The following is a 20156-nucleotide window of genomic DNA, read 5'->3' on the forward strand; positions in this document are numbered from 1 at the left end:
GTCAGGAGTCAGGAGCCAGGAGAAAAGAGTCAGAAGGAAGAAGAAAGAAGTGTTTTTGCAAATATGAGATGCTCCCTTAAGGTCAAAGCCAATCACAGACTGCTGTTTGAGTATTAAGGTTAGATCCCCCCTAGCCCCCCTTAAGAAGGGGGGGACAAGAGTCTTCTCAAAGTCAACGCCTACTCCCCCACAATCAGGGGGATTTAGGGGGCTCTAGGCTTAGCTACAAGCGAGATTTATCAATGGTTTCAGTCTTAAGTTGTCACCAATGGGCACTGCCGTTTCCCCACCCCCAAAATAATCAATAATTATTACTTAATCGTAAAGTTCTTACCTCTGTAGCATCCTTGAAAAGAAGTTAAACTGGTGCGGTTTCCCTGTTCCAATTTAGTCACGAGGGAAGAAGTATTGGAACTGTCAGGGGTAGCACCCCACTTGTAGATAAAGTCGCCGAGATTGTTTCCGGTTTCTTCGTAGCTGTGTTCTTCTACCGGAATTCCCGAAACTCCTGAAACAGTTTGGTTGTGGTATCCGTTAACGATGATTTTTTCGATAACTGCGCCCGGTTCTGCGGTAATGTTCCATTGCACCGGTTCGTAGGCTGAAAGTGCGAGAATTATGGGCTTGTTTCGGCGTTCTACTTTGACTTCGATCGCACTTTTAGATAAATCTCGGTTCTTGTGATCCGCATTAGCTTCGTAAACGCCTATTAAATGAAGTTCTTTATTTCCGCTTGAGGAACCGATATAAGCTGAAAAATCGTCGGAACCACCAAGCCCGCAGTTTGCGCCAGAACTAATTGGGGAAATAAAAGCAGCTTTTTCGGCTAGTTTTTGCTGCACTGCCGGCACTACCCACAATCCGGTTCCGATGCCTAAAGCACCTATCAAAGCAGCCGCGATACCGAAAGGAAGGGCATTTGTGAGGTTGCGAACAACTGGTTTGGCTGTTAGTTGAGATAGGGTTTGCTGCCAATTTTCACCAGTTTGTCCGGCATTGCCGCCATCGAGACAAGCCAATAAACCTAAACTTTCCGGCTGTTCGAGCAGACTTTGAACTGTTTTCCCTTCGCCGACGTAGAGATTTCTAGTTTCTGTGTCTAAAAGCAGCCAGTAGCGATCGCCCTCGCTGAGGTTGTACTCTTGTACCGCAGGATCGACTAAATCGTGCTGCAAAAACACCAGCCAAGCCATATTATTGCCAGTGCCGACTGTTTTGCCGTCGCTGGAAATAAGTTGGTCGATGTCGGGTTCCCAGCGCCAAGCTACCCAGCGACTATCTCCTCGATAGCCGAGGGATTTTTCTAGTTGCGGATGAGCGGTTATTTCTAAGCGTTGAACTAAGTTTGACACTAGATGTCCTCCTCAAGTGCGTTAGCGAAGCCCTCGCAGAGGATCGGGTCTAGAGCAAGTTTGTTCCAATTTATTAAAACAAATATTTTGCTCATGAAGAGCCTCCGAATAATCGGGTTAATTTTGTCTTGCTAATGTTATCAGCCGGTACTTTCCCAACCACACTGGCTTAACAAAAATATGCCTGTTGAATGGTTTAGCTTGAGAACTTGGAGCTGGCGAGCACCCGCCTGGTAATAATTTTAACCTTTGCTGATAACTAATCCTGTTACGGATTAAAGCTGGCTATCTATCACTGCTTCTACCTGGTTGGCCAGTTTTAAAAGAGTGCTTGGCCGATAGCGTCTACAAGTTCTTAGCTTAACTTTTATTTGGCTACTCTGCTACAAAATATGCCGATCGCACCTGAGAGCAATATTAAGCAGGCAAATAAATATTCCGGCTTTCTCGCGGGTGAAATATCCCTGAAAAACAGAACGTTTCCGAGAAACCCGGTTTCTGTGATGAAAGTTCTCACACTTCGCCGATTATTGGCGGGGGCCATCAATCGCATCTCTAGTCGGTGCAACACCTCCAGGGCCAAAGGAACTCGGCGGCACTCTCGGAAGATTGATATTGGGATTGGGAACTAAATCGCTGTTGCTGTCACCAGCATTTCCACCCGTGGGAGACGCACTGTTATTGGGGCCGGTACTCGGTGAACTTCCCGGATTGAGATTATTGGGATTCGTACTCGGCGAACTTCCCGGATTGGGGTTATTGGGAGTTGTATAGGGCGAACTTCCCGGATTGAGATTATTGGGATTGGTACTCGGTGAAGTTCCCGGATTTGCATTGGGAGTACCTGCGGGCGAAGTTCCCGGATTGGCATTGGGAGTACCTGCGGGCGAAGTCCCCGGAGTGGCATTGTTGGGAGTACCTGCGGGCGAAGTTCCCGGATTTGCATTGTTGGGATTGTTGGGATTTGCCGTACCTGTAGGAGTAGTTATCGGGGTGCCGACAGCATCTCTGGTGAGGGCGTTGGGGTTCGGGGGAGGAGGCGGAGTGTCGCCATTGGGGTTATTTGCAGGAGCATTGCCCGCAACCGGAGCAGGGTTTGGGGGAGCAGCGTTACTGCCGCACAAGCTGACTAAATCAAAAGTTGTGCCGCCTGGAGTTTCGATCAAACAAACAGGCACATTTACTTGGGGGTTTGAGGCTCTGGGAAAATCGGCTATTCCCGGCATGGGACGGCTAAAGGCAGCTTCAGCCATCAATGGGGTCAAGACCGCCGATAGAGCGGCGATTGTTCGCAATAATCTCATCAGCGTTTCCTCAAATGTATAATTTTATTTTCTCCAGTATTGCCCATAAATTGCCAAGTGTCGTCACTCTAAAAGCCGATCGATCTTTTGGGCAACTGCTTCTACAGGGCCAGCCCTGGCTAAAACATCTCGCGCCGACAGAAAGTACAGGTAGAAAAAGCCGAAAGTGCAACAGTTGCCAATCCGTTGCCCTTCTTCCTTAATATTTTTAGTACCGAATTCGCGGGTCAACGTAAGCATTCAAAATATCAATTACAATGCTGGCAATTACGACAATTGCCGCAAAAAACACCACAATACCTTGAACAGTTGGATAATCCCGCAAGCTAATCGCTTCGTAAAGGCGATTTGCCAACCCCGGCCAAGAAAAAGTCACCTCTGTTAAAATAGCACCGCCCAACAGTGCAGCAAAAGTCAATCCTAAGACAGTAATCACCGGAATTAGTGCATTTTTCAGAGCGTGAGCCCATAAAATCTGGAATTCGGGAATGCCGCGAGCTCTAGCAGCTTCGACATAATCTGCTTGCAAAGTTTGCTTGAGATTCACTCTGACAATGCGCTCGAAAATGCCGCTCAAAAGAATCCCCAACGTCAAGCTCGGAAGTGCTAAATAATGCAAAGATGTGAGAAACTGACCAGGGTTAGCGCTCAGGAGACTGTCAATAGTGTATAGTCCTGTGTAGCCTTCGGGGGCGGGGAATGTCACGGGAAAGCGAGTTCCCAAAGGAAACCATCCCAACTGCACCGCGAAAATCAACTGCAAAACCATGCCAGCCCAAAAAGCGGGCAGCGAGTAAGTGATAATGCCAAACAAACGGCCTGCTGCATCGAAAATAGTGTTGGGGCGGGATGCTGCCAGGGAACCGATACTGATGCCGACAATTAAAGCTATGGCCATGCTACAAACTGCTAATTCGACTGTAGCGGGGAAATAATCTCCGATAATTTGCCACACGGTTTGTCCGCGAGTGGTGATTGAGGTTCCCAAGTCGAAGCTCAACAAGTCTTTCATGTATTTGAGATATTGCTGCCACAGGGGTGCGTCGAGGCCGAGTTGAGTTCGCATTGCTTCTTTGGCTGCTGCAGGAGCTCGTGAACCGAGAATGGCATCTATGGGGTCGCCTGGAGTGGCCCGCAACAATAAAAATACTGCTGTGGTGATTGTCCACAACATTAGCGGTGCCAGAAGCAAGCGGAGAAAAATATAAGATTGCAGGGCTTTGGAACGAGACATAATATTTGGGAATTGGGAATTGGAAATTGAAAATAGAGAGTTGAGTGGATTTTACTTACATCTTGCACTATTCTCAAGAACAGGAAAGATGCCTGTTCCACAACAGATAAATTTTATTTTGAACCGTTGCTCCTAGCCAGCCCTGAAAGGATGATTGAGAATGACGCACTATCTCAGTTTTAGCGAAAAAGTCGATCAACTTTTTCGCAATTCCCGATTTTGTTATTCCCCCAGCAGCGATTCAAATGCAGCTTGCAAAGACTTGATATCGCCTACTCTGGCTACTAACAAGTTTTCGCTGCCGGCATCCTGCAGCCTGTGTCTCCAATACTGGATGCTATCAGAGTTGTTCATCCAGAAACTAATCACGGTGTCTACAACTCGATCGACATCCCAGCCCCGGTAAGGAGAAACTGTCTCTACCGATGCCACAAACGCATCGAGAGTGCACTTCCGGTTTGCCAAGTATTCTACACCGGACGGCTGCTGTTGTTGCAGCAATTCCTGCTGCTGGTTAAAAAATGTTAAAGTTGGAGATACGCCCAGGATTTCAAATGTATAGTTCATCTCATCCTCCAGAAGTATTATTTTGCCAAAATGTTGATCGTACAAAAGGCTGAAAACACTCAAATTTGCCGTTGGCGCCAAATCGCCTACGCTTAAATTTTTCCCGATAGTTTGCTCTGGATTTTGCCAGCTTATTTTATTAATAGCAAATTTTCAAATGGAAGATTGTTAAATTGTTTACATTTATCGCGATCGCAATCCTCAAACAACCACCAGTATTTTCACAGTAGGTTGGGTTGAGGTACGAAACCCAACCTACTTTCTAAAGATTGTTAAATTACTTACAGTTGTCCGCCTCGCCACCCTCAACTCAACTGACAAGAGAATAGCAGTGGTATTTTTTGAGCAACCAAGTTGCTAGGTTTTCTCAAATACCGCCGAGATTAGTGGTAGCTTAGGTTCAGGGAATTTACAACAAGCATATGCAAAATCGGTATCTGTCAAAATATTGATGTTATTGAAAAGTCTGAGCAGTTATCTGATGAAAAGCTCGCCCAAGATGTCACTGAGCCTAGTTTTGTTGATACCGCTGGTGGTGCAAATCTCCGTAGCAGTAGGCGTGACTGGATGGCTGTCGTTTCGCAACGGTCAAAAAGCCGTCAATGACCTTGCTACCAGGTTAAGCTTGGAAGTTGCAGCCAGGACGAAAGAAAATTTCCGCAGTTTTGGGGATGTGTCTCATCTGTTCCTGCAAATGAATACTGCTGCGATCGCCTCTGGCAACTTAGACCCGGAAGACTTGCCCAGCTTAGAGCGCTATTTGTGGAACCAGACGAAGCTGAGCGATCGAAATACAACCATCTACTACGGCGACGAACAGGGCAGATTCGTCTTGCTCAAGCGAGAAGCAGAACACTTAGTATACATCAGAGACGAATCAACCGCTCCAAACCGCCAAATTTATCGCCTAGATAGCCAAGGAAATCGCTCTGAGCTAATCCAAACCGTCCCCTATGACCCCCGTACTAGACCGTGGTACAAAGCTGCCAAACAGTCAGGAAAAGCCACTTGGTCTCCCATCTACGTCTTCGCAGCCTCGCCAGTTCTGGGGATTACGCCGGTGATGCCCATCTACAGCCAAACGGGTAGCCTGCGGGGGGTACTGGCCATTGACTTGACTCTTTCTCAAATCAGCGATTTTCTCAAAAGCATCAAAATTAGCCGGTCTGGACAAGTTTTTGCGATCGAACGCAGCGGCGAAATTGTCGCCAGTTCCACAGACGAATTGCCTTTTGTCAAGGACAAAGACGGACAAAAACGGCTGTTGGCGACACAGAGCAAAAATTTGCTAATTCGATCGTCTTCCACATACTTGCAACAACGATTTGGTAGTTTTGAAAAAATTGACAGCAAAGGACAGTTTACCTTCGAGATAGACGGCAAACGTCAATTTATTACCGTTGTTCCCCTGCAAGACGGCCGCGGTCTCGATTGGCTGATTGTAGTCGCCATCCCGGAAGCCGATTTTATGGAGCAAATTAACGCCAATACTCGCACAACTATCTTATTGTGCTTTTTTGCCTTCGTACTGGCGATCGTCCTCGGAATTTTCACATCTCGCTGGGTTGTCAAACCGATTACCCGATTGTTACAAGCTTCCAAAGCTTTAACAAAAATGTCGGAATTATCCGACTTCACCTCCACAGAATTAGACGGCGAAGTCGAAGTTCAAGGAGTCAAAGAAATCGGTCTCCTAGCTCACTCTTTCAACCAAATGGCGAGACAATTGCGATCGTCTTTTGTTGCCCTAGAACAAACAAACTCTAGTTTAGAAAAGCGAGTAGCAGAGCGGACTGCCGAACTCGAAGCCGCCGAAGCAGAATTGCGGGCTTTGTTTGCAGCTATGAATGAATTAATTATAGTTTTGGACGCCAGCGGTCGCTATTTAAAAATCGCGCCCACAAATCTTTCTCTGCTGTACAAACCAATCGAAGAATTACTTGGCAAAACAGTTGGAGAGGTGTTGCCGCAAGCTACAGCAGACAATTGTCTCAACCACATCCGAGCAGCTTTAGATACTCAGCAAACTGTCAGCATCGAGTACGATTTAACCATTGACAACCGCGAAGTTTGTTTTGCAGCCAGCATTTCACCGCTTTCAGAAGAATCCGTCATTTTGGTAGCCCGGGACATTACCGAACACAAGCGAGCCGAATCGGCGCGACGCCAAAGGCAAAAACAATTGCTCAAACAAAATACGGTTTTGGTAGAATTGGCAAGAAATAAAGCGTTATATCGAGGCAATTTGCAAGTAGCTTTGAGGCAAATTACCGAAGCGGCAACTCATACCCTAGATGCAGAACGAGCCGGAGCTTGGTTGTACGATGAAAGCCGATCGAAACTGCAATGTCTCGACCAATTTAGCCGCAGCAACCCGCACCATTCCCAAGGTGCCGAACTCGCAGCAGCAGACTATCCAGCTTATTTTAAAGCTTTGGAAGAATACCGGACGATCGCAGCCGATGACGCTCTCTCAGATGTTAGAACCAGAGAGTTTGCCGAATCTTACTTTTCACAAGTGGGTACTACATCAACCTTAGATGCGCCGGTGCGGCTGGGAGGACAAACAGTCGGAGTTATCTGTATCGAACAAGTGGGAACTCCTCGTAACTGGACAGTAGAAGAACAAAATTTTGCTGCTTCCCTCGCAGATTTGGTATCATTGGCGATCGAAGCCAGTGAGCGCGATCGTACACAAAGCGCTTTGCGTCAAGCAGAACAAAAATATCGTAGCATCTTTGAAAATGCCGTCGAAGGCATTTTTCAAAGAACCCCCGAAGGCCACTTCTTGAGCGTAAATCCAGCTTTAGCCCGCATCTACGGCTACGCCACTCCCGAAGAATTGACATCAAATCTCACAAACATCAGGCAGCAAGCTTACGTCAATCCTCAGCAAGGCGACAAGTTTATGCGGGTGATGGAAGAATGCGGAGAAGTTTCGGGGTTTGAGTCACAAGTTTACCGCGTTGACGGCAAGGTAATTTGGATTTCCGAAAGCGCGCGTGCAGTGTGCGACGCCAACGGCGAGGTACTCTACTATGAAGGTAGCGTCGAGGATATTAGCGATCGCAAAGTCTTTGAATCCGCCTTGCAACTCGCCCTAGAAGCAGCCGAAGCCGCTTCCACCGCAAAAAGCGCATTTTTGGCAAACATGAGCCACGAACTGCGAACACCTCTGAATGCCATCATCGGCTACAGCGAAATGCTCCAAGAAGAAACCGCAGAATTGGGTTACGATGAACTCACCCCAGATTTAGAAAAAATTCGCACTTCCGGCAGACACTTGCTATCGCTAATTAACGACATTCTCGACATTTCTAAAATCGAAGCCGGCCGCATGGATCTTTACTTAGAAACCTTCGACATCGCCGCCTTGATTGAAGAAGTAGCATCCACCGCCGCGCCGCTAATTGAAAAAAACGGCAACACTCTCAACTTGCACAAAATTAGCAATATCGGCACGATGCACGGTGACATTACCAAAGTGCAGCAGATTTTATTAAATTTGCTGAGCAATGCCGCCAAATTCACTCAACACGGTACAATTACCCTGACAGCCAGCCGCGAAAAAATTGCGGGCGACAGCAGCGAAACAAAACAAGAAAACACTTCGGAACCTGCGGCAAGTTATCAATCTTCAATTGCTAGTAAAGAATTTTTAGTTATTAATTGTACAGATACAGGAATTGGGATGACTCCCGACCAGTTGCAGCACATTTTCCAACCCTTTACCCAAGCAGACGCTTCCACCACGCGCAAGTACGGCGGCACTGGTTTGGGACTGGCAATCAGCCAGCGTTTTTGCCTCATGATGGGTGGCAATATTTCAGTAAAAAGTCAGGAGGGTGTTGGTTCTACTTTTACCATTTGCTTGCCGGTTAATCTGCAAAATCCGGGGGCGTAACTGTTACACTGGCTCTGCCTGAAAACTAGAAATTACTAACTCCCAATTATATCAAATCCGTTAGCATCGGAATAGTAAATTCGAGTTGACTGTTGAAGGTTGACTGTTGACGCCGTGAACAGTTAACCGTCAACAGTCAACAGTCAACATCATTCCGGTGTAACCGGAATTGATATTACCTTTGAATGCTTCTCGGATCGAGAGCATCCCGCAACCCATCCCCCAATAAATTAAACGCCAAAACAGTCAAAATAATCAGTATCGCCGGAGGCCAAACCAACCAAGGCTGCAACACTAAAATTGAAGCATTAGTAGACAGGGATAGTAAATTCCCCCAAGAAGGATCTGGCTGTTGAATTCCCAAGCCAATTAAACTCAAAACCGACTCCGCCACAATAAAACCCGGAACCGCCAAAGTGGCAGAAATAATTACGTAAGTTGCAGTTTGCGGCAACACGTGGCGGACAATAATATAAATTGGATTGGCGCCCATTGCCCGCGCCGCTTGCACGAATTCTCGTTGTTTAATTGACAGTACCTGACCGCGAATTACCCGCGCCAAACCCGCCCAATTGATAAATGAAGTAATCAGCACAATCAATATAAATCGCTGAGCACTTGTCAATCCCGGTGGCAACACTGCTGCTAACGCTACTAATAAATAAAGACCGGGAATCGTCATTAATACTTCGGCGAAACGCATTAAAATACTATCAATCCAACTGCCGAAATAACCAGATATGCCTCCGATTAACAATCCCAAGGGAAAAGAAATTGCTATGCCAACTAAACCGATGCTGAGGCTAATTCGGCTGCCGTGTACTAAGCGGCTGAATTGATCGCGCGCTTGTTCATCCGTTCCTAAAAGGTTAATTTGACCTTCTCCTGTAGTGCCAAAAAGATGCCTGTCAAAAGGCAAAACTCCTAAAAATTTATAGGGGGCACCTTTGACAAACAAACCTAGAACCGATGGTTTTTGCCAGTCTACAATTACCTCACGAGCGCCGGTATCCGCATCCACTGGGCCCTGAGTAGTCGGATAAACGTGGGGCCGGATAAAGCGCCCGTCTTGGGTGGTTAAATAAATCTGAGTCGGCGGCAGCAAGGAACCGTTTAATTGAGAGTCATAGGGGTCGTAAGGTGCCACAAATTCGGCGAAAAGTGCGACTGTATAAAAAATTAACAGTATCACGGCTCCTAACCGAGCTAGAGGATTTTTTCTAAGATTTTGCCACCATTTCATAAGTTTTTAGGTTGGAGATTTTAAGTGGGTTAGTAATCAAGACTAAAGTTCTTAAAGTTCTTTGTAGAGACTTTAGTCTTTTATTAAGGGAATCAGCAGCCAAAAGTTAATTCTGACTTATAAAATATTTCATAACTGAATTAGTTACTACAAAAATTAGACTACTTTTGTTCATCTGCGACCAAGATTATTCTACTTTCCTCTTCTGATATTTTTCCCAACTCCTCGCCGCTAAAAGGATTGTAGAAAAACGATCCTGTTTGGGGTGGCAATTTGGGATTAAGTACAATTTCTACTATACTTTTTACAACCCCAGTGAGCGGAATTGCCAGGATAACTCCCAACAATCCTCCCACTCTACCTCCTAAAAGCAAAGCTGTGAAAATAATTACCGGGCTCAATCCGGTGAGATTCCCCATGATTCGGGGAGCTACTAAATTATCCTTGATTTGCTGGAGACCGATCGCCACTACCAACACTTGCAGCGCCAGCCACCAATCAATAAAGGCTACAATTATACTAACAGTGCCAATTCCCAAAGTTGCTCCAATAAACGGAATTATTTCCGTCAATCCTATAAACACGGCAAACAACAGAAAAAACGGAACTTGCAGCCACCAAAAAGCCAGAGTCAATGAGATGGCCATCAATAGTCCCAGCAATAACTGTCCCGATACAAATCGCTGGAGGTTTCGCTGCAAAGTCTCTGTTAAAACATAGCGAATGTCTGGGGAAAAAATACTGGTCAAACCCTGCCAAACTCTTTGCCCGTCTAGGAGCATATAAAAGGAAATCACCACAATAAAAATTAAGTCCAAAAACCAGTTAACAGTACCGACAACTAAGCCTAAACTCGTACCTGCGAGCGCCTGCACTTGTTCCTGCACTTTCGCTGATAACTGCTGCTCCAATATTTGCACGTTAAACGGCAAATTGCGCTCGGCACTCCAGGCTTGAAATTCAGCTAGCTGCAGTCGCCCCGACTCCAGCAAATCCGGGAACCTCACCCCCAACTGTCTTGCTTGGCTGAACACGGGCGGCACAATAGTTAAACCGATTACTACTACTACCACACCTGCTGTTAAATAAACCAGCCCCGCCGCTACTCCCCGAGGCAAAAATACTTGCAGTCTTTTTACTGCATAATTTAATAAAAATGCAATGAGTCCCGCTGTTACTAAAATGCTGACCAGTTCCCCAACATAACTGACAGCAGTCAGGGTAAACCATCCCGTCACTAGCATTAGTAGCCAAGTAATTAGAAACTGTTGGACGGGAGAAAAGACGCTATTCATTGTGATTTTTGTCAATTAAACTGGTACAATTTCCTGACCGGATTTGTCGGGTTATACGACAAACACATTAGAGTATAGATTAGCAATAATCAGTTCAAGATTAGACGGAATGCTCTCAGTATTGATAAGCTGGTGACGGCAAAACCGCTTCGGGACAGACAAGGCCAGCCCGATCGACCCCACGATCGGCAATCACGCTAATATTCAGTATGCCCCAGAGGCAGATCAAATTAAATGTTGATCGCACAAACTTTGAGCAAATTTAATTAAAATCGCCATTGTAGGGTGAAACTGCACCACACTCACCCAAAAGGAGGAAGCGTTAATCCAGAGGCCCTCCGCTAAAATAAAGTAAATATTATCGTAATCTTTCTTTACAATATCAAAAGCACAGGCTCATACTGGCGAGAGGAACTACCGTGACTAATCAAGTTTTTTCAGAAGCCGAAGAAAAGCAACCCCTTTCCCCCGTGGAGAGCGGGCGCGAAAGGAACTCAGCAGTGGATGTAGCTGAAAGTGAAGTCTCAGACAACTCTCGCTGGCAATTCTCCGGTGAGGATGATGAACGAGAAGTTGCGCTGGAAGTTCCCGAAATCGAGGCGGAACAAGTTTGGGAACCAGAAGTAACTGAAGTTGGGCCCCGCAAAGAAATCAGGTGGCCTGCCTTGTTGGCGGGCGCAGGGATTGGTGTGGCTGCAACGTTGCTAGCAGTAAAATTGACTGGGGGAAATCAGAGTTCGCCTCCTGCCGCTCCAATTCCCTCGGCAACTCAGCAGGCGATGGCTCCGACGGTGACAGTGGCGCCTGTGGAATCTGCCCAGGTTGGTGAAACTCTGCAAGCAACGGGCACCGTGGCAGCCTATGACTTGCTACCGGTGCTACCACAAGCCAACGGTTTGCAAATTAAGCAGGTGTTGGTGAATGAAGGGGATGTGGTAGAAAAAGGTCAGACGATGGCGGTTTTGGACGATTCGGTGCTACGATCGCAAATTGCCGAAGCGCTTGCGGGAGTACAATCGGCCAATTCTACGGTAGAACAAGCCCAAGCTCAGGTACAGCAAGCCGAGTCAGCCCAACAAGAAGCCCAAGCCGGCGTTGCTCAAGCCCAAGCTGGCGTTGAAAAAGCCATCGCTGACGCAGCGCAAGCCAAAACAGGCGTCGGGCAGGCAAGAGCCGGTGTGGAACAAGCTAAAGCCGGTGTCACTCAAGCTAAAGCCGGCATTGCCTCCGCTCAGGCTAAATTAGATCAAGCTCAAAGAGAAGTAAATCGCACCCAAGATTTGGCTGCTCAGGGAGTAATTAGTCAGCAAGATTTGGAAAGACGAAAGACGGAACGGCAGACTGCTGTTCAAGACTTGAACAAAGCTAAAGCTGACTTGAATACAGCTTTGGAAGAACAGAATAAAGCAGCGGAAGAAGTGCAATCTTCTATTGCTAAAGTAGCTACTGCGGAAGCTAATATCAGTACGGCTAGAGCGGCCCTCGCCAGCGCTCGTGCTAAAGTTAATACGGCCGGAGCGAGTGTCAGCAGTGCCAGAGCAAATGTCGGAAATAACGCAGCAAGTGTCCGCAGCAATGATGCACAAGTCAAACAGTTACAAACTCAACTAGAACAAACAATTGTTCGAGCGCCGGATAGTGGCACTGTGGCTGAAAGAATTGGTCGAGTTGGGGATGTTTCTTCGGGAAGTCAAAAACTATTTTCGATTATTCGTGGCAACAAGCTGGAACTGCAATTGAAAGTACCGGAAACTCAGGTTTCGCAAGTGCGGCCGGGAACAGCAGTGCAAATTACTTCGGATTCTGACAAGCGGATTAAGTTGTCAGGAACTGTGCGAGAGATTTCGCCGGTTGTTGACCCGCAAAATCGGCAAGCTACGGTGAAGATTGATTTGCCGACAAGCGAGTTTTTGCGATCGGGAATGTTTTTGCGCGCATCCATTTCGACGACAACGGCTCAAGGTTTGAAAGTCCCTGCTAAAGCTATTGTGCCGCAATCTGACGGCAGTTCTATTGTTTACAAACTTGTCGGGCAGGACAAGGTGCAGGCTCAACCGGTGGAAGTTGGGGAAATTTCCGGGGGTGCTGTGGGCGATTTGACTGCTGCTAAGGTGGTGGTTAAAAAGGGTTTGAAGGCGGGCGATCGGGTCGTTGTTACTGGCGCTGGTTTTCTTAAGGATGGCGCTGAGGTTAAGGTGGGTAAATAGTTATATCGCTTCGGGTTGCACTCCTTATCATTGTTGATTGTTGACTGTTGACTGTTGACTGTTGACTGTTGATTTTTGATTTTTGACTGTTGACTGTTGATTGTTGACTGTTGACTCGATTTTATTATTGTGATGCAACCGCAAACGATATCAGATCAGGAGATAAGCTGTCACGCATTTAAATTGCATATTCAGGGCGGGCGAGACACCCAACCCCTACTCCCCACAAGACTTAGATTATTTTTTTACATTCAATTTAAATGCACAACAGCTTAAGATTAGAAATAATATTAATTCCGGTGGCGCCGGAATGATATCAAATCCGCGCTTATCGTCCTGATAAAGTCGAATCAAACTGCCAACAAATATATAGCAATCCTAAATCAGTTTCAATAACTGGTTAACTTCCAAGCTCTGCCTGGGAACCGATGTCACTCTTGCTCTGCCTCGGCCCAGACTATGGAGGCAGAGCCTCCGGATATGCGTTACCAGGCTCTGCCGGGTAACGAGTATAATCATTTAGGATTGCTATAGCGCAATTTTCAGTTTTTTGACTCACACTCAACAGTCAACAGTCAACAGTCAACAGTCAACAGTCAACAGTCAACAATCATGGCATATCTGTTCGTAGTGGCAACCTCACGGTAAAGGTTGCCCCTTGTCCCTCACCCGCACTTGTTGCACTAACATTACCGCCGTGGAGTTCTACTAAATGACGGACGATCGACAATCCTAGCCCCAATCCACCGTCTCTGCGAGAGCAGCTACTATCCGCCTGACGGAAGCGATCGAACACATAGGGGAGAAAATCAGGCTGAATGCCTTGACCAGTATCGCTAACTTGGATTTGAGCCATGCCATCTATGTAGTCTAATGCGATGTCAATTCTTCCTCCGGCTGGGGTGAATTTAATCGCGTTTGAAAGTAGATTCCACACCACTTGTTGTAAGCGAGTTGGATCGCCCCAAATCTCTGGTTTTAAAGGACTTAGCCTGGATTCAATTTGAATATTTTTGGCTTCGGCGGCGAAACGAATTACCGCGATCGCATTTTCAACCAGTGGATTGATCTCAATTTCAGAAGCATTGAGCCGAAATTGGCCTGTGGTAATCCGCGAAACGTCTAAGATGTCATCGATGAGCTGGTTTTGTGCTTTGGCGGCGCGCTCGATCGTTTTTAGCGCCTCCTCGGTTTTAGCCTCGTCAAATTTTTTCAGGCGTAGCAACTGTGCCCAGCCAATCATCGCATTGAGCGGCGTCCGCAGTTCGTGAGAGAGGACGGACAAAAACTCATCTTTGATGCGGTTGGCCTCCTCAGCAGTCGCACGAGCCGATTGTTCTTGCATCCGAAGGCTGCGTTCTGTCTCTAATTGTTTTTGCTGCGTGATATCCTCGATCGCCAACAGAATCATCTGTGTATCGCCGATCGGAGGCATTTTGCGGGCATTGAGCAGCATTATTTTATGCCCGATTTGCTCAAAGTCATGCTCGACCTCAAAATCTTGAAACTGGGGATTGCCTTCCAGAATTTCTGTTAGGAGCGATCGCAACTGGGGAATATTCCACTGTCCATTACCGAGATCGAACAATGAGCGATGCTCAGTTTGGCTCGGCATCACCTGAAACGTCTCGTAGAAAGAACGATTGGCGGTGAGCGCCTGCAGGTCGAGATCTAACACTAGCAATGGTTCCCGCACGGTTTCCACGATCGTTTCGGCGTAATTTTTCGCTTCCATCAACTGCTGGGCGCTGAGTTTGAGCTCGTTGATATCCACCAACATCACCACAGCCCCATCAATCTTGTTGTCGATCGTCCGATAGGGTCGAATATGCAGATCGTACCAATGACCGTCTCGATCTTGAACCTCCTGAACTTTCAAATTGAGCGTGCGGATCACCTCTAAAATCAGTTGCTCTAAGTCCGGTATTATCAACTTGTGAGTGATGTCGCTCAAAGACCGCCCGACATCGGTAGAAATCAAGCTGAAGATGCGTTCGATTGCGGGAGTAAACCGGCGGATTCGCAGGTCGCCTCCCAGCATCAGGATCGGAATATTGATGCTGGCCAGCAGATTCTCTAAATCGTTGCTTACCTGAGTCGATTCAACATTGCGCCGCTGCAATTCGTCATTAATTGTGTTGAGTTCTTCATTGGTTGCTTGAATCTCTTCTTTCGCCGTTTCGAGTTCCTCATTCATGCTTTGCAACTCTTCGTTGCTGGACAAAATCTCTTCGTTGGCGGCTCTCAAATCTTGATTAGCGGCTTGATGTTCTTGGACGATCGCTCCGAGATGTTCTTTTGTGGTTTTCAGTTCCTGTAGCAGCCTTGCAATCTCCTGAGTTTCACCCTGTGAAGGATCAGAGTTGACTCTATCATCGTCAGTATCAGCAGCAGGCATTGCAGATATCGGGGACTCCTCTTGAAACAACACTAAAAAATAGTCTTTTACCACAGCGCCGGCTTGGAATGGAATCACATTAATTCTGACCTGCCGGATGATCTCGCCCTCTTTAACTTGCAAGCCTGCCCGTGCGATCGATTGCTTCTGGTGTGAGGCTTGTTGAATTGCAGTCCGCAGTTCCACGCGCAATCCTTCTTTTGCCATTCTTAGCAGGCTAAAGCTCGCCCTACCGGGGGCCGGTTCTAGGTAGGCATTCGTCTGTCCTCGAAATTGCAGAATCTCGCTGGCTGTGTTAATCACGACCCCGACAGGGGCATAGTGATTCAAAACAATGCGATCGGCCTGTTTCTCTATTTCGATTTCGTCCCACTTTTCCGTTTGCAGCGGTGGAGGGTTGGGGGGTGTCAGAGGATAGTTGCTAGCAGTTAAATCCATGCTAAGCCAATGCGACAACTGTTTTTTAGTATAAATTTTGTTCTTTTTGTCAAATAGCGCAAAGAATTCTGAAAAGTCTCCAACCGTTTCCGAAGTGCCTAACAGCAAAAAGCCTGCGGGCCGAAGCCCATAGTGGAACATTGGCAGCAGTTTTTTCTGCAACGGGGGGCCCAGATAGATCAGCACGTTCCGACAGCTAATCAAATCCATCCGGGAAAACGGCGGATCGGCGATCAGGTTTTGTCTAGCAAAGACGCAGAGTTCGCGCACGGGCTTAGCGATTTGGTATCCGCCCTCGACTTGGACAAAGAACCGATGTAGGCGTTCGGGTGAAATATCCGCGACTTGGGCCTGGGTATAAAAGCCACTGCGGGCGATCGCGATCGCACTTTCGCTGATGTCTGTGGCATAAATCTGAATCGGCAGGTTAGTAGATCGAGCTGCTAAAAACTCTAGCAAGCAAATGGCGATCGAGTAAGCTTCTTCACCCGTTGAACAGCCGGCAATCCAAATTCGGATCGGTTTTTTCGGCGATTTATCTTGGACAATTGCGGGAAAAACATTGCTGCTTAAGGCATCAAAGGTTTCGGGATCGCGGAAAAAGCTGGTGACATGAATTAAGACATCGTGATACAGCGCCGTTACTTCTGCCGGGGTGTTTTGGAGATATTCGGCATAATTTTCGATGCGTTCGAGCTTGTAGAGCAACATCCGCCGATGTATCCGCCGCTTCAAGGTGGTTTGCTTGTAGTGAGTAAAGTCAACTCCTGTAGCCGCCCGCAGCAAACTGTAGATCATGGCGATCGCATCTTTATTTGCGATCGCATCTTTATTTGCGATCGCATCTTCGCTGGTAGTCGATGCTGTCGCAGGCCGATCGGCAATGTAGGGATGACCGCCGATCTCTGCTATTTTCTGGGCAATTTTTTCCGGTGTCAAGATAAAGTCTACCTGACCCGTAGCCACCGCAGTATTCGGCATACTGCTGACTTGTGCCGATTGTTCGCATTGGGCAAAAGTAATACCGCCTGCGGCCTTAATTGCTTTTAACCCTTGGGCACCATCGCCGTCGCCCCCGGACAAAATGACGCCGATGGCTTTGTTCCCCCGTTCTTCGGCGAGGGAAAACAAAAAATTATCGACGGACATAAATACCCCGCGTTTTCTGCCGCGAGGCGTTAGCTTCAGCACCCCTCGATCGATGGTCATGCTGACATTCGGGGGGATGACGTAGACCTGATTCGGTGTTATGAGCATCCCATCTGTCACCTCATGCACGGGCATCTGGGTCGATCGAGCCAGAATTACACTCAACACACTTTCTTGACTCGGCAACATATGCTGAATTATTACAAACGCCATGCCAGTATTGATCGGCAAATGGCTCAGTAATTGCATAAATGCTTCCAATCCACCTGCAGAGGCTCCGATTGCGACTACAGGAAATAAGTCGTTTTGATTGTTTTGCTGCTTTTGATCAGTTTTGATCCCAGCTTTAGGTTGAAATTTCTTGAAATTATTTTTTTCAGTCATTTTTTATACCGAGTTTATATTTTTTAAGCAAGTATTATGGTATGTTCTTATTTTTATCATATATGATTAAGTATCCTAAACTGAAGGATTATCCATCTACCTGCGGATATATCGAGGCGCTGTCTGCGCGTGCGATCGAGCGATTTTCAAATTATTATTATTATTATTATTATTGAGAGCCGTACTGCATCAAGGGGGACAATCGTGAGCGTTGAAATCTCTCAAAATTTCTACTAATTGTACTCTTGAAAGTTAATAAAAAGTAAATTTTTCACATTCTGCGATCGTAGCAATTCTATGAAACTTTGCCAGAGAGTCCAGTTCCCCTAAATCCGCCAACTCATCAAGAAACTTCAAAGCGGAATCTTGTCCACCTTGATGAAGCAGTGGGGCTATGGAGAATCTCCGGGAAAATCCAGGGTAAACGCATCTAAATTAAATTGACAGAAGATCCTATTTGTGCATTGCTTCTTCTCTGAAACAACCATTCTTAAAACTCTTAAATTTGATGCAATTAACCAAGTTAAAATCGAGCTTTAATAATTTCTGAATTCTCAAAGCAGAATCAATTTAGATCGGGAATCCGTTTGAGTTTTTCAGCGTTAGCTGCCAGAGTATAAAATTTGAAGTAAATAATTATTATCCATTCCCGCCAGATACCGCTTCATTTTTAAACTTCCTTTAAATCCTTTTTCCTGTTTCAGTAAATTGACAGCAATCGCGACGTAGAAGAGCAAAATTTTCAGGAGAATGCTCTTTACGAATGCGACTCTTGTCTGAGCGAAAAAGGTAAAGGTTCAGGGGCGCTTGTCGCCCCCTGAATTGATAGCTTGTCGCCAGCAACCATTGCCGTTTTTGATAACTGTTCGCTAGTCTCACAGCGATCGCGATTTTTGACCTGCTTAGTCTAAACTCCAATTGCGAGGCGTTGCTTCTATGTTTTCCTTCGTTGCTGTTGAAGCCTATCGAATTCTCGGACATTTTTGTTAAAAATCCCGATTATTTACAGGTGGATTTTTTTGAGGGCGATCGCACCCGAATACTTCATTCTGTAGGTGAGAAATCAGTTGTGGGTTAGAGAGTAAGATCGAAGCGCGATCGCCCCTAGGTTTTTTAACTTGCTATCCTGAACTTGTCCTAAAAAATCAACCCAATGGATTCACTAACTTTTTGCAGAACATCAAGCTGACAGCGACAAGACAGGAGACTCCTGCCGAATCGGAATCTCAATACTAAACTCTGTTCCCCCGCCTGGTGCAGAAATACACTCCAAGCTTCCCCGGTGTTTTTCCACTACAATTTGCCAGCTAATCGACAGCCCAATCCCTGTGCCCTTACCGGGGGGTTTTGTCGTAAAAAACGGGTTAAATACGTGGCGACGAACCTCTTCCGATATGCCTGGCCCATTGTCCACAATTCGGACAGCTACATAATTGTTGCTGGTTATTTCTGTGCTAATCCGAATCACGCTAGGATTTGCTTTAATTTCTTCTAGCGATCTCTGCGTGTTCCACTCGTCAATAGCATCGATCGCATTGGCAAGTACATTCATAAATACCTGATTCATTTCTCCCCCATAACAGTCCACTTCGGGCAGGTTTGGGCAATAGTCCCGCACCACTTCAATCGAGGGGCGGTCTGACTTAAATTTTAGCCGACTCTGTAAAATCATCAGCGTGCTGTCAATGCCTTCGTGAAGGTTGACCGATCTCATTTCATATCCTTCTTGCCGTGCGAAGAGGCGCAAAGATAAAACGATTTCGCGGATGCGATCGGCTCCTAAGTACATCGATTTGAACATTTTAGGCAAGTCGTCTTTGAGATAATTTAGCTCGCTTGCCACGATTTCTGCTTGTATATCTGGAGCCGGATGAGGATAGTGCTCTTCGTAGAGGTCAAGGATAGTGACCAAAGTTTTTGAATATTCCAGAGCATAGGAAAGATTTCCATAAATAAAATTAATTGGATTATTGATTTCATGGGCTACGCCAGCCACGAGTTGGCCTAGCCCAGACATTTTTTCACTGTGAATGAGCTGGCTTTGCACCTGCTTGAGTTCGTGCAGGGAATTTTCGAGCTGTAGGGCTTTGTGCCGCTCTCGCGCTTCCGATGCTTTCAAAGCTGCTTCTGCAAGCTTGCGTTCAGCAGCCTCCTGCTTGAGGCGTTCATTCGTTTGGGAAAGTTCAGCAGTGCGCTCTTCTACCCGCCTCTCGAGCTCTTGTGTCAAAACTTGTAAGTCGGCTTCCGCTCGCTCGCGCTCGACAATTTGCGCCTGAAGCTTTTTAGTTAGCTTTCGCAGATTCAGATGCGTGATAGCCCGAGCTAAAACTTCTTCCTGTTGAAGGGGCTTAGTGATATAATCAACTCCCCCCACATTAAAGCCTTTGACTTTGCTTTCTGTATCGTCCAGCGCGGTCATAAAAATGACTGGGATATCTTGAGTTAAGTCATTTGCTTTTAGATGTTCACAGGTTTTAAATCCGTCCATTTCTGGCATCAGAACATCCAACAAAATTAAATCCGGCTGGCAATATTGCACTTTTTTGAGAGCATTAGACCCACTGCGAGCTACCCAAACAGTGAAGCCAGATGTACTCAAAAAATCCAATACTGAACCCAGATTAGTGGGCGTATCATCCACAATTAAAATGGTTCCTCTGTCTAAAGATTCGCTAGTCATT

The 20156-nt window shown here is 46.5% G+C and carries 11 protein-coding genes; 2 read left to right on the top strand and 9 right to left on the bottom strand.

Annotation, left to right across the window (positions count from 1 at the left end; translation table 11 throughout):
* Positions 1–311 precede the first annotated feature (311 nt).
* The 5 genes from QUA83_RS23710 to QUA83_RS23730 form a co-directional block, all read right to left on the bottom strand.
* Complete coding sequence (locus QUA83_RS23710; RefSeq protein WP_333296303.1) at positions 312–1352, bottom strand: hypothetical protein; 1041 nt, start codon at positions 1350–1352, stop codon at positions 312–314.
* A gap of 527 nt (positions 1353–1879) precedes the next feature.
* Positions 1880–2656 carry a hypothetical protein gene (locus QUA83_RS23715; protein ID WP_333296304.1) on the bottom strand — a complete coding sequence of 259 codons (777 nt, stop codon included), beginning with the start codon at positions 2654–2656 and terminating at the stop codon, positions 1880–1882.
* Between the two features lie 63 nt (positions 2657–2719).
* Positions 2720–2896: a hypothetical protein gene (locus QUA83_RS23720; RefSeq protein ID WP_333296305.1), complete on the bottom strand. Its 177-nt coding sequence runs from the start codon at positions 2894–2896 to the stop codon at positions 2720–2722.
* Positions 2865–3890, bottom strand: coding sequence for an ABC transporter permease (locus QUA83_RS23725; RefSeq protein ID WP_333078405.1), 1026 nt, complete (start codon positions 3888–3890; stop codon positions 2865–2867). The genes QUA83_RS23720 and QUA83_RS23725 overlap by 32 nt, the downstream gene beginning before the upstream one ends.
* A 222-nt stretch (positions 3891–4112) precedes the next feature.
* On the bottom strand, positions 4113–4457 hold the full coding sequence (locus QUA83_RS23730; protein WP_333296306.1) for a hypothetical protein: 345 nt from the start codon (positions 4455–4457) through the stop codon (positions 4113–4115).
* Positions 4458–4938: 481 nt separating this feature from the next.
* Between QUA83_RS23730 and QUA83_RS23735 the strand changes: the two genes are divergently transcribed.
* Positions 4939–8361: a PAS domain S-box protein gene (locus tag QUA83_RS23735; RefSeq protein ID WP_333296308.1), complete on the top strand. Its 3423-nt coding sequence runs from the start codon at positions 4939–4941 to the stop codon at positions 8359–8361.
* 175 nt (positions 8362–8536) lie between these two features.
* Here QUA83_RS23735 and QUA83_RS23740 read toward each other — a convergent pair whose 3' ends face one another.
* Both QUA83_RS23740 and QUA83_RS23745 read right to left on the bottom strand, forming a co-directional pair.
* Positions 8537–9604, bottom strand: coding sequence for an ABC transporter permease (locus QUA83_RS23740; protein WP_333296309.1), 1068 nt, complete (start codon positions 9602–9604; stop codon positions 8537–8539).
* A gap of 161 nt (positions 9605–9765) precedes the next feature.
* The gene (locus tag QUA83_RS23745; protein WP_333296311.1) at positions 9766–10899 is read right to left on the bottom strand and encodes an AI-2E family transporter; all 1134 of its coding nucleotides are present in this window, start codon (positions 10897–10899) and stop codon (positions 9766–9768) included.
* 419 nt (positions 10900–11318) lie between these two features.
* Between QUA83_RS23745 and QUA83_RS23750 the strand changes: the two genes are divergently transcribed.
* Positions 11319–13106, top strand: a complete 1788-nt coding sequence (locus QUA83_RS23750) for an efflux RND transporter periplasmic adaptor subunit (protein ID WP_333296312.1) — start codon at positions 11319–11321, stop codon at positions 13104–13106.
* A 610-nt stretch (positions 13107–13716) separates the two neighbouring features.
* Here QUA83_RS23750 and QUA83_RS23755 read toward each other — a convergent pair.
* Together QUA83_RS23755 and QUA83_RS23760 are read right to left on the bottom strand one after the other, a co-directional pair.
* Positions 13717–17475: a chemotaxis protein CheB gene (locus QUA83_RS23755; RefSeq protein WP_333296314.1), complete on the bottom strand. Its 3759-nt coding sequence runs from the start codon at positions 17473–17475 to the stop codon at positions 13717–13719.
* A gap of 1180 nt (positions 17476–18655) precedes the next feature.
* Positions 18656–20155, bottom strand: coding sequence for a response regulator (locus tag QUA83_RS23760; RefSeq protein WP_333296315.1), 1500 nt, complete (start codon positions 20153–20155; stop codon positions 18656–18658).
* Between the last annotated feature and the right edge of the window lies 1 nt (position 20156).

Source organism: Microcoleus sp. K1-B1 (genome assembly GCF_036704705.1).
GTDB lineage: Bacteria > Cyanobacteriota > Cyanobacteriia > Cyanobacteriales > Microcoleaceae > Microcoleus.

What these genes read in the sequence shown, in the direction of transcription:
- QUA83_RS23715 (WP_333296304.1), bottom strand. Translation starts at nt 2,656, where the DNA reads ATGAGATTATTGCGAACAATCGCCGCTCTATCGGCGGTCTTGACCCCA.
- QUA83_RS23730 (WP_333296306.1), bottom strand. Translation starts at nt 4,457, where the DNA reads ATGAACTATACATTTGAAATCCTGGGCGTATCTCCAACTTTAACATTT.
- QUA83_RS23720 (WP_333296305.1), bottom strand. Translation starts at nt 2,896, where the DNA reads ATGCTTACGTTGACCCGCGAATTCGGTACTAAAAATATTAAGGAAGAA.
- QUA83_RS23740 (WP_333296309.1), bottom strand. Translation starts at nt 9,604, where the DNA reads ATGAAATGGTGGCAAAATCTTAGAAAAAATCCTCTAGCTCGGTTAGGA.
- QUA83_RS23755 (WP_333296314.1), bottom strand. Translation starts at nt 17,475, where the DNA reads ATGACTGAAAAAAATAATTTCAAGAAATTTCAACCTAAAGCTGGGATC.
- QUA83_RS23760 (WP_333296315.1), bottom strand. Translation starts at nt 20,155, where the DNA reads ATGACTAGCGAATCTTTAGACAGAGGAACCATTTTAATTGTGGATGAT.
- QUA83_RS23725 (WP_333078405.1), bottom strand. Translation starts at nt 3,890, where the DNA reads ATGTCTCGTTCCAAAGCCCTGCAATCTTATATTTTTCTCCGCTTGCTT.
- QUA83_RS23735 (WP_333296308.1), top strand. Translation starts at nt 4,939, where the DNA reads ATGAAAAGCTCGCCCAAGATGTCACTGAGCCTAGTTTTGTTGATACCG.
- QUA83_RS23745 (WP_333296311.1), bottom strand. Translation starts at nt 10,899, where the DNA reads ATGAATAGCGTCTTTTCTCCCGTCCAACAGTTTCTAATTACTTGGCTA.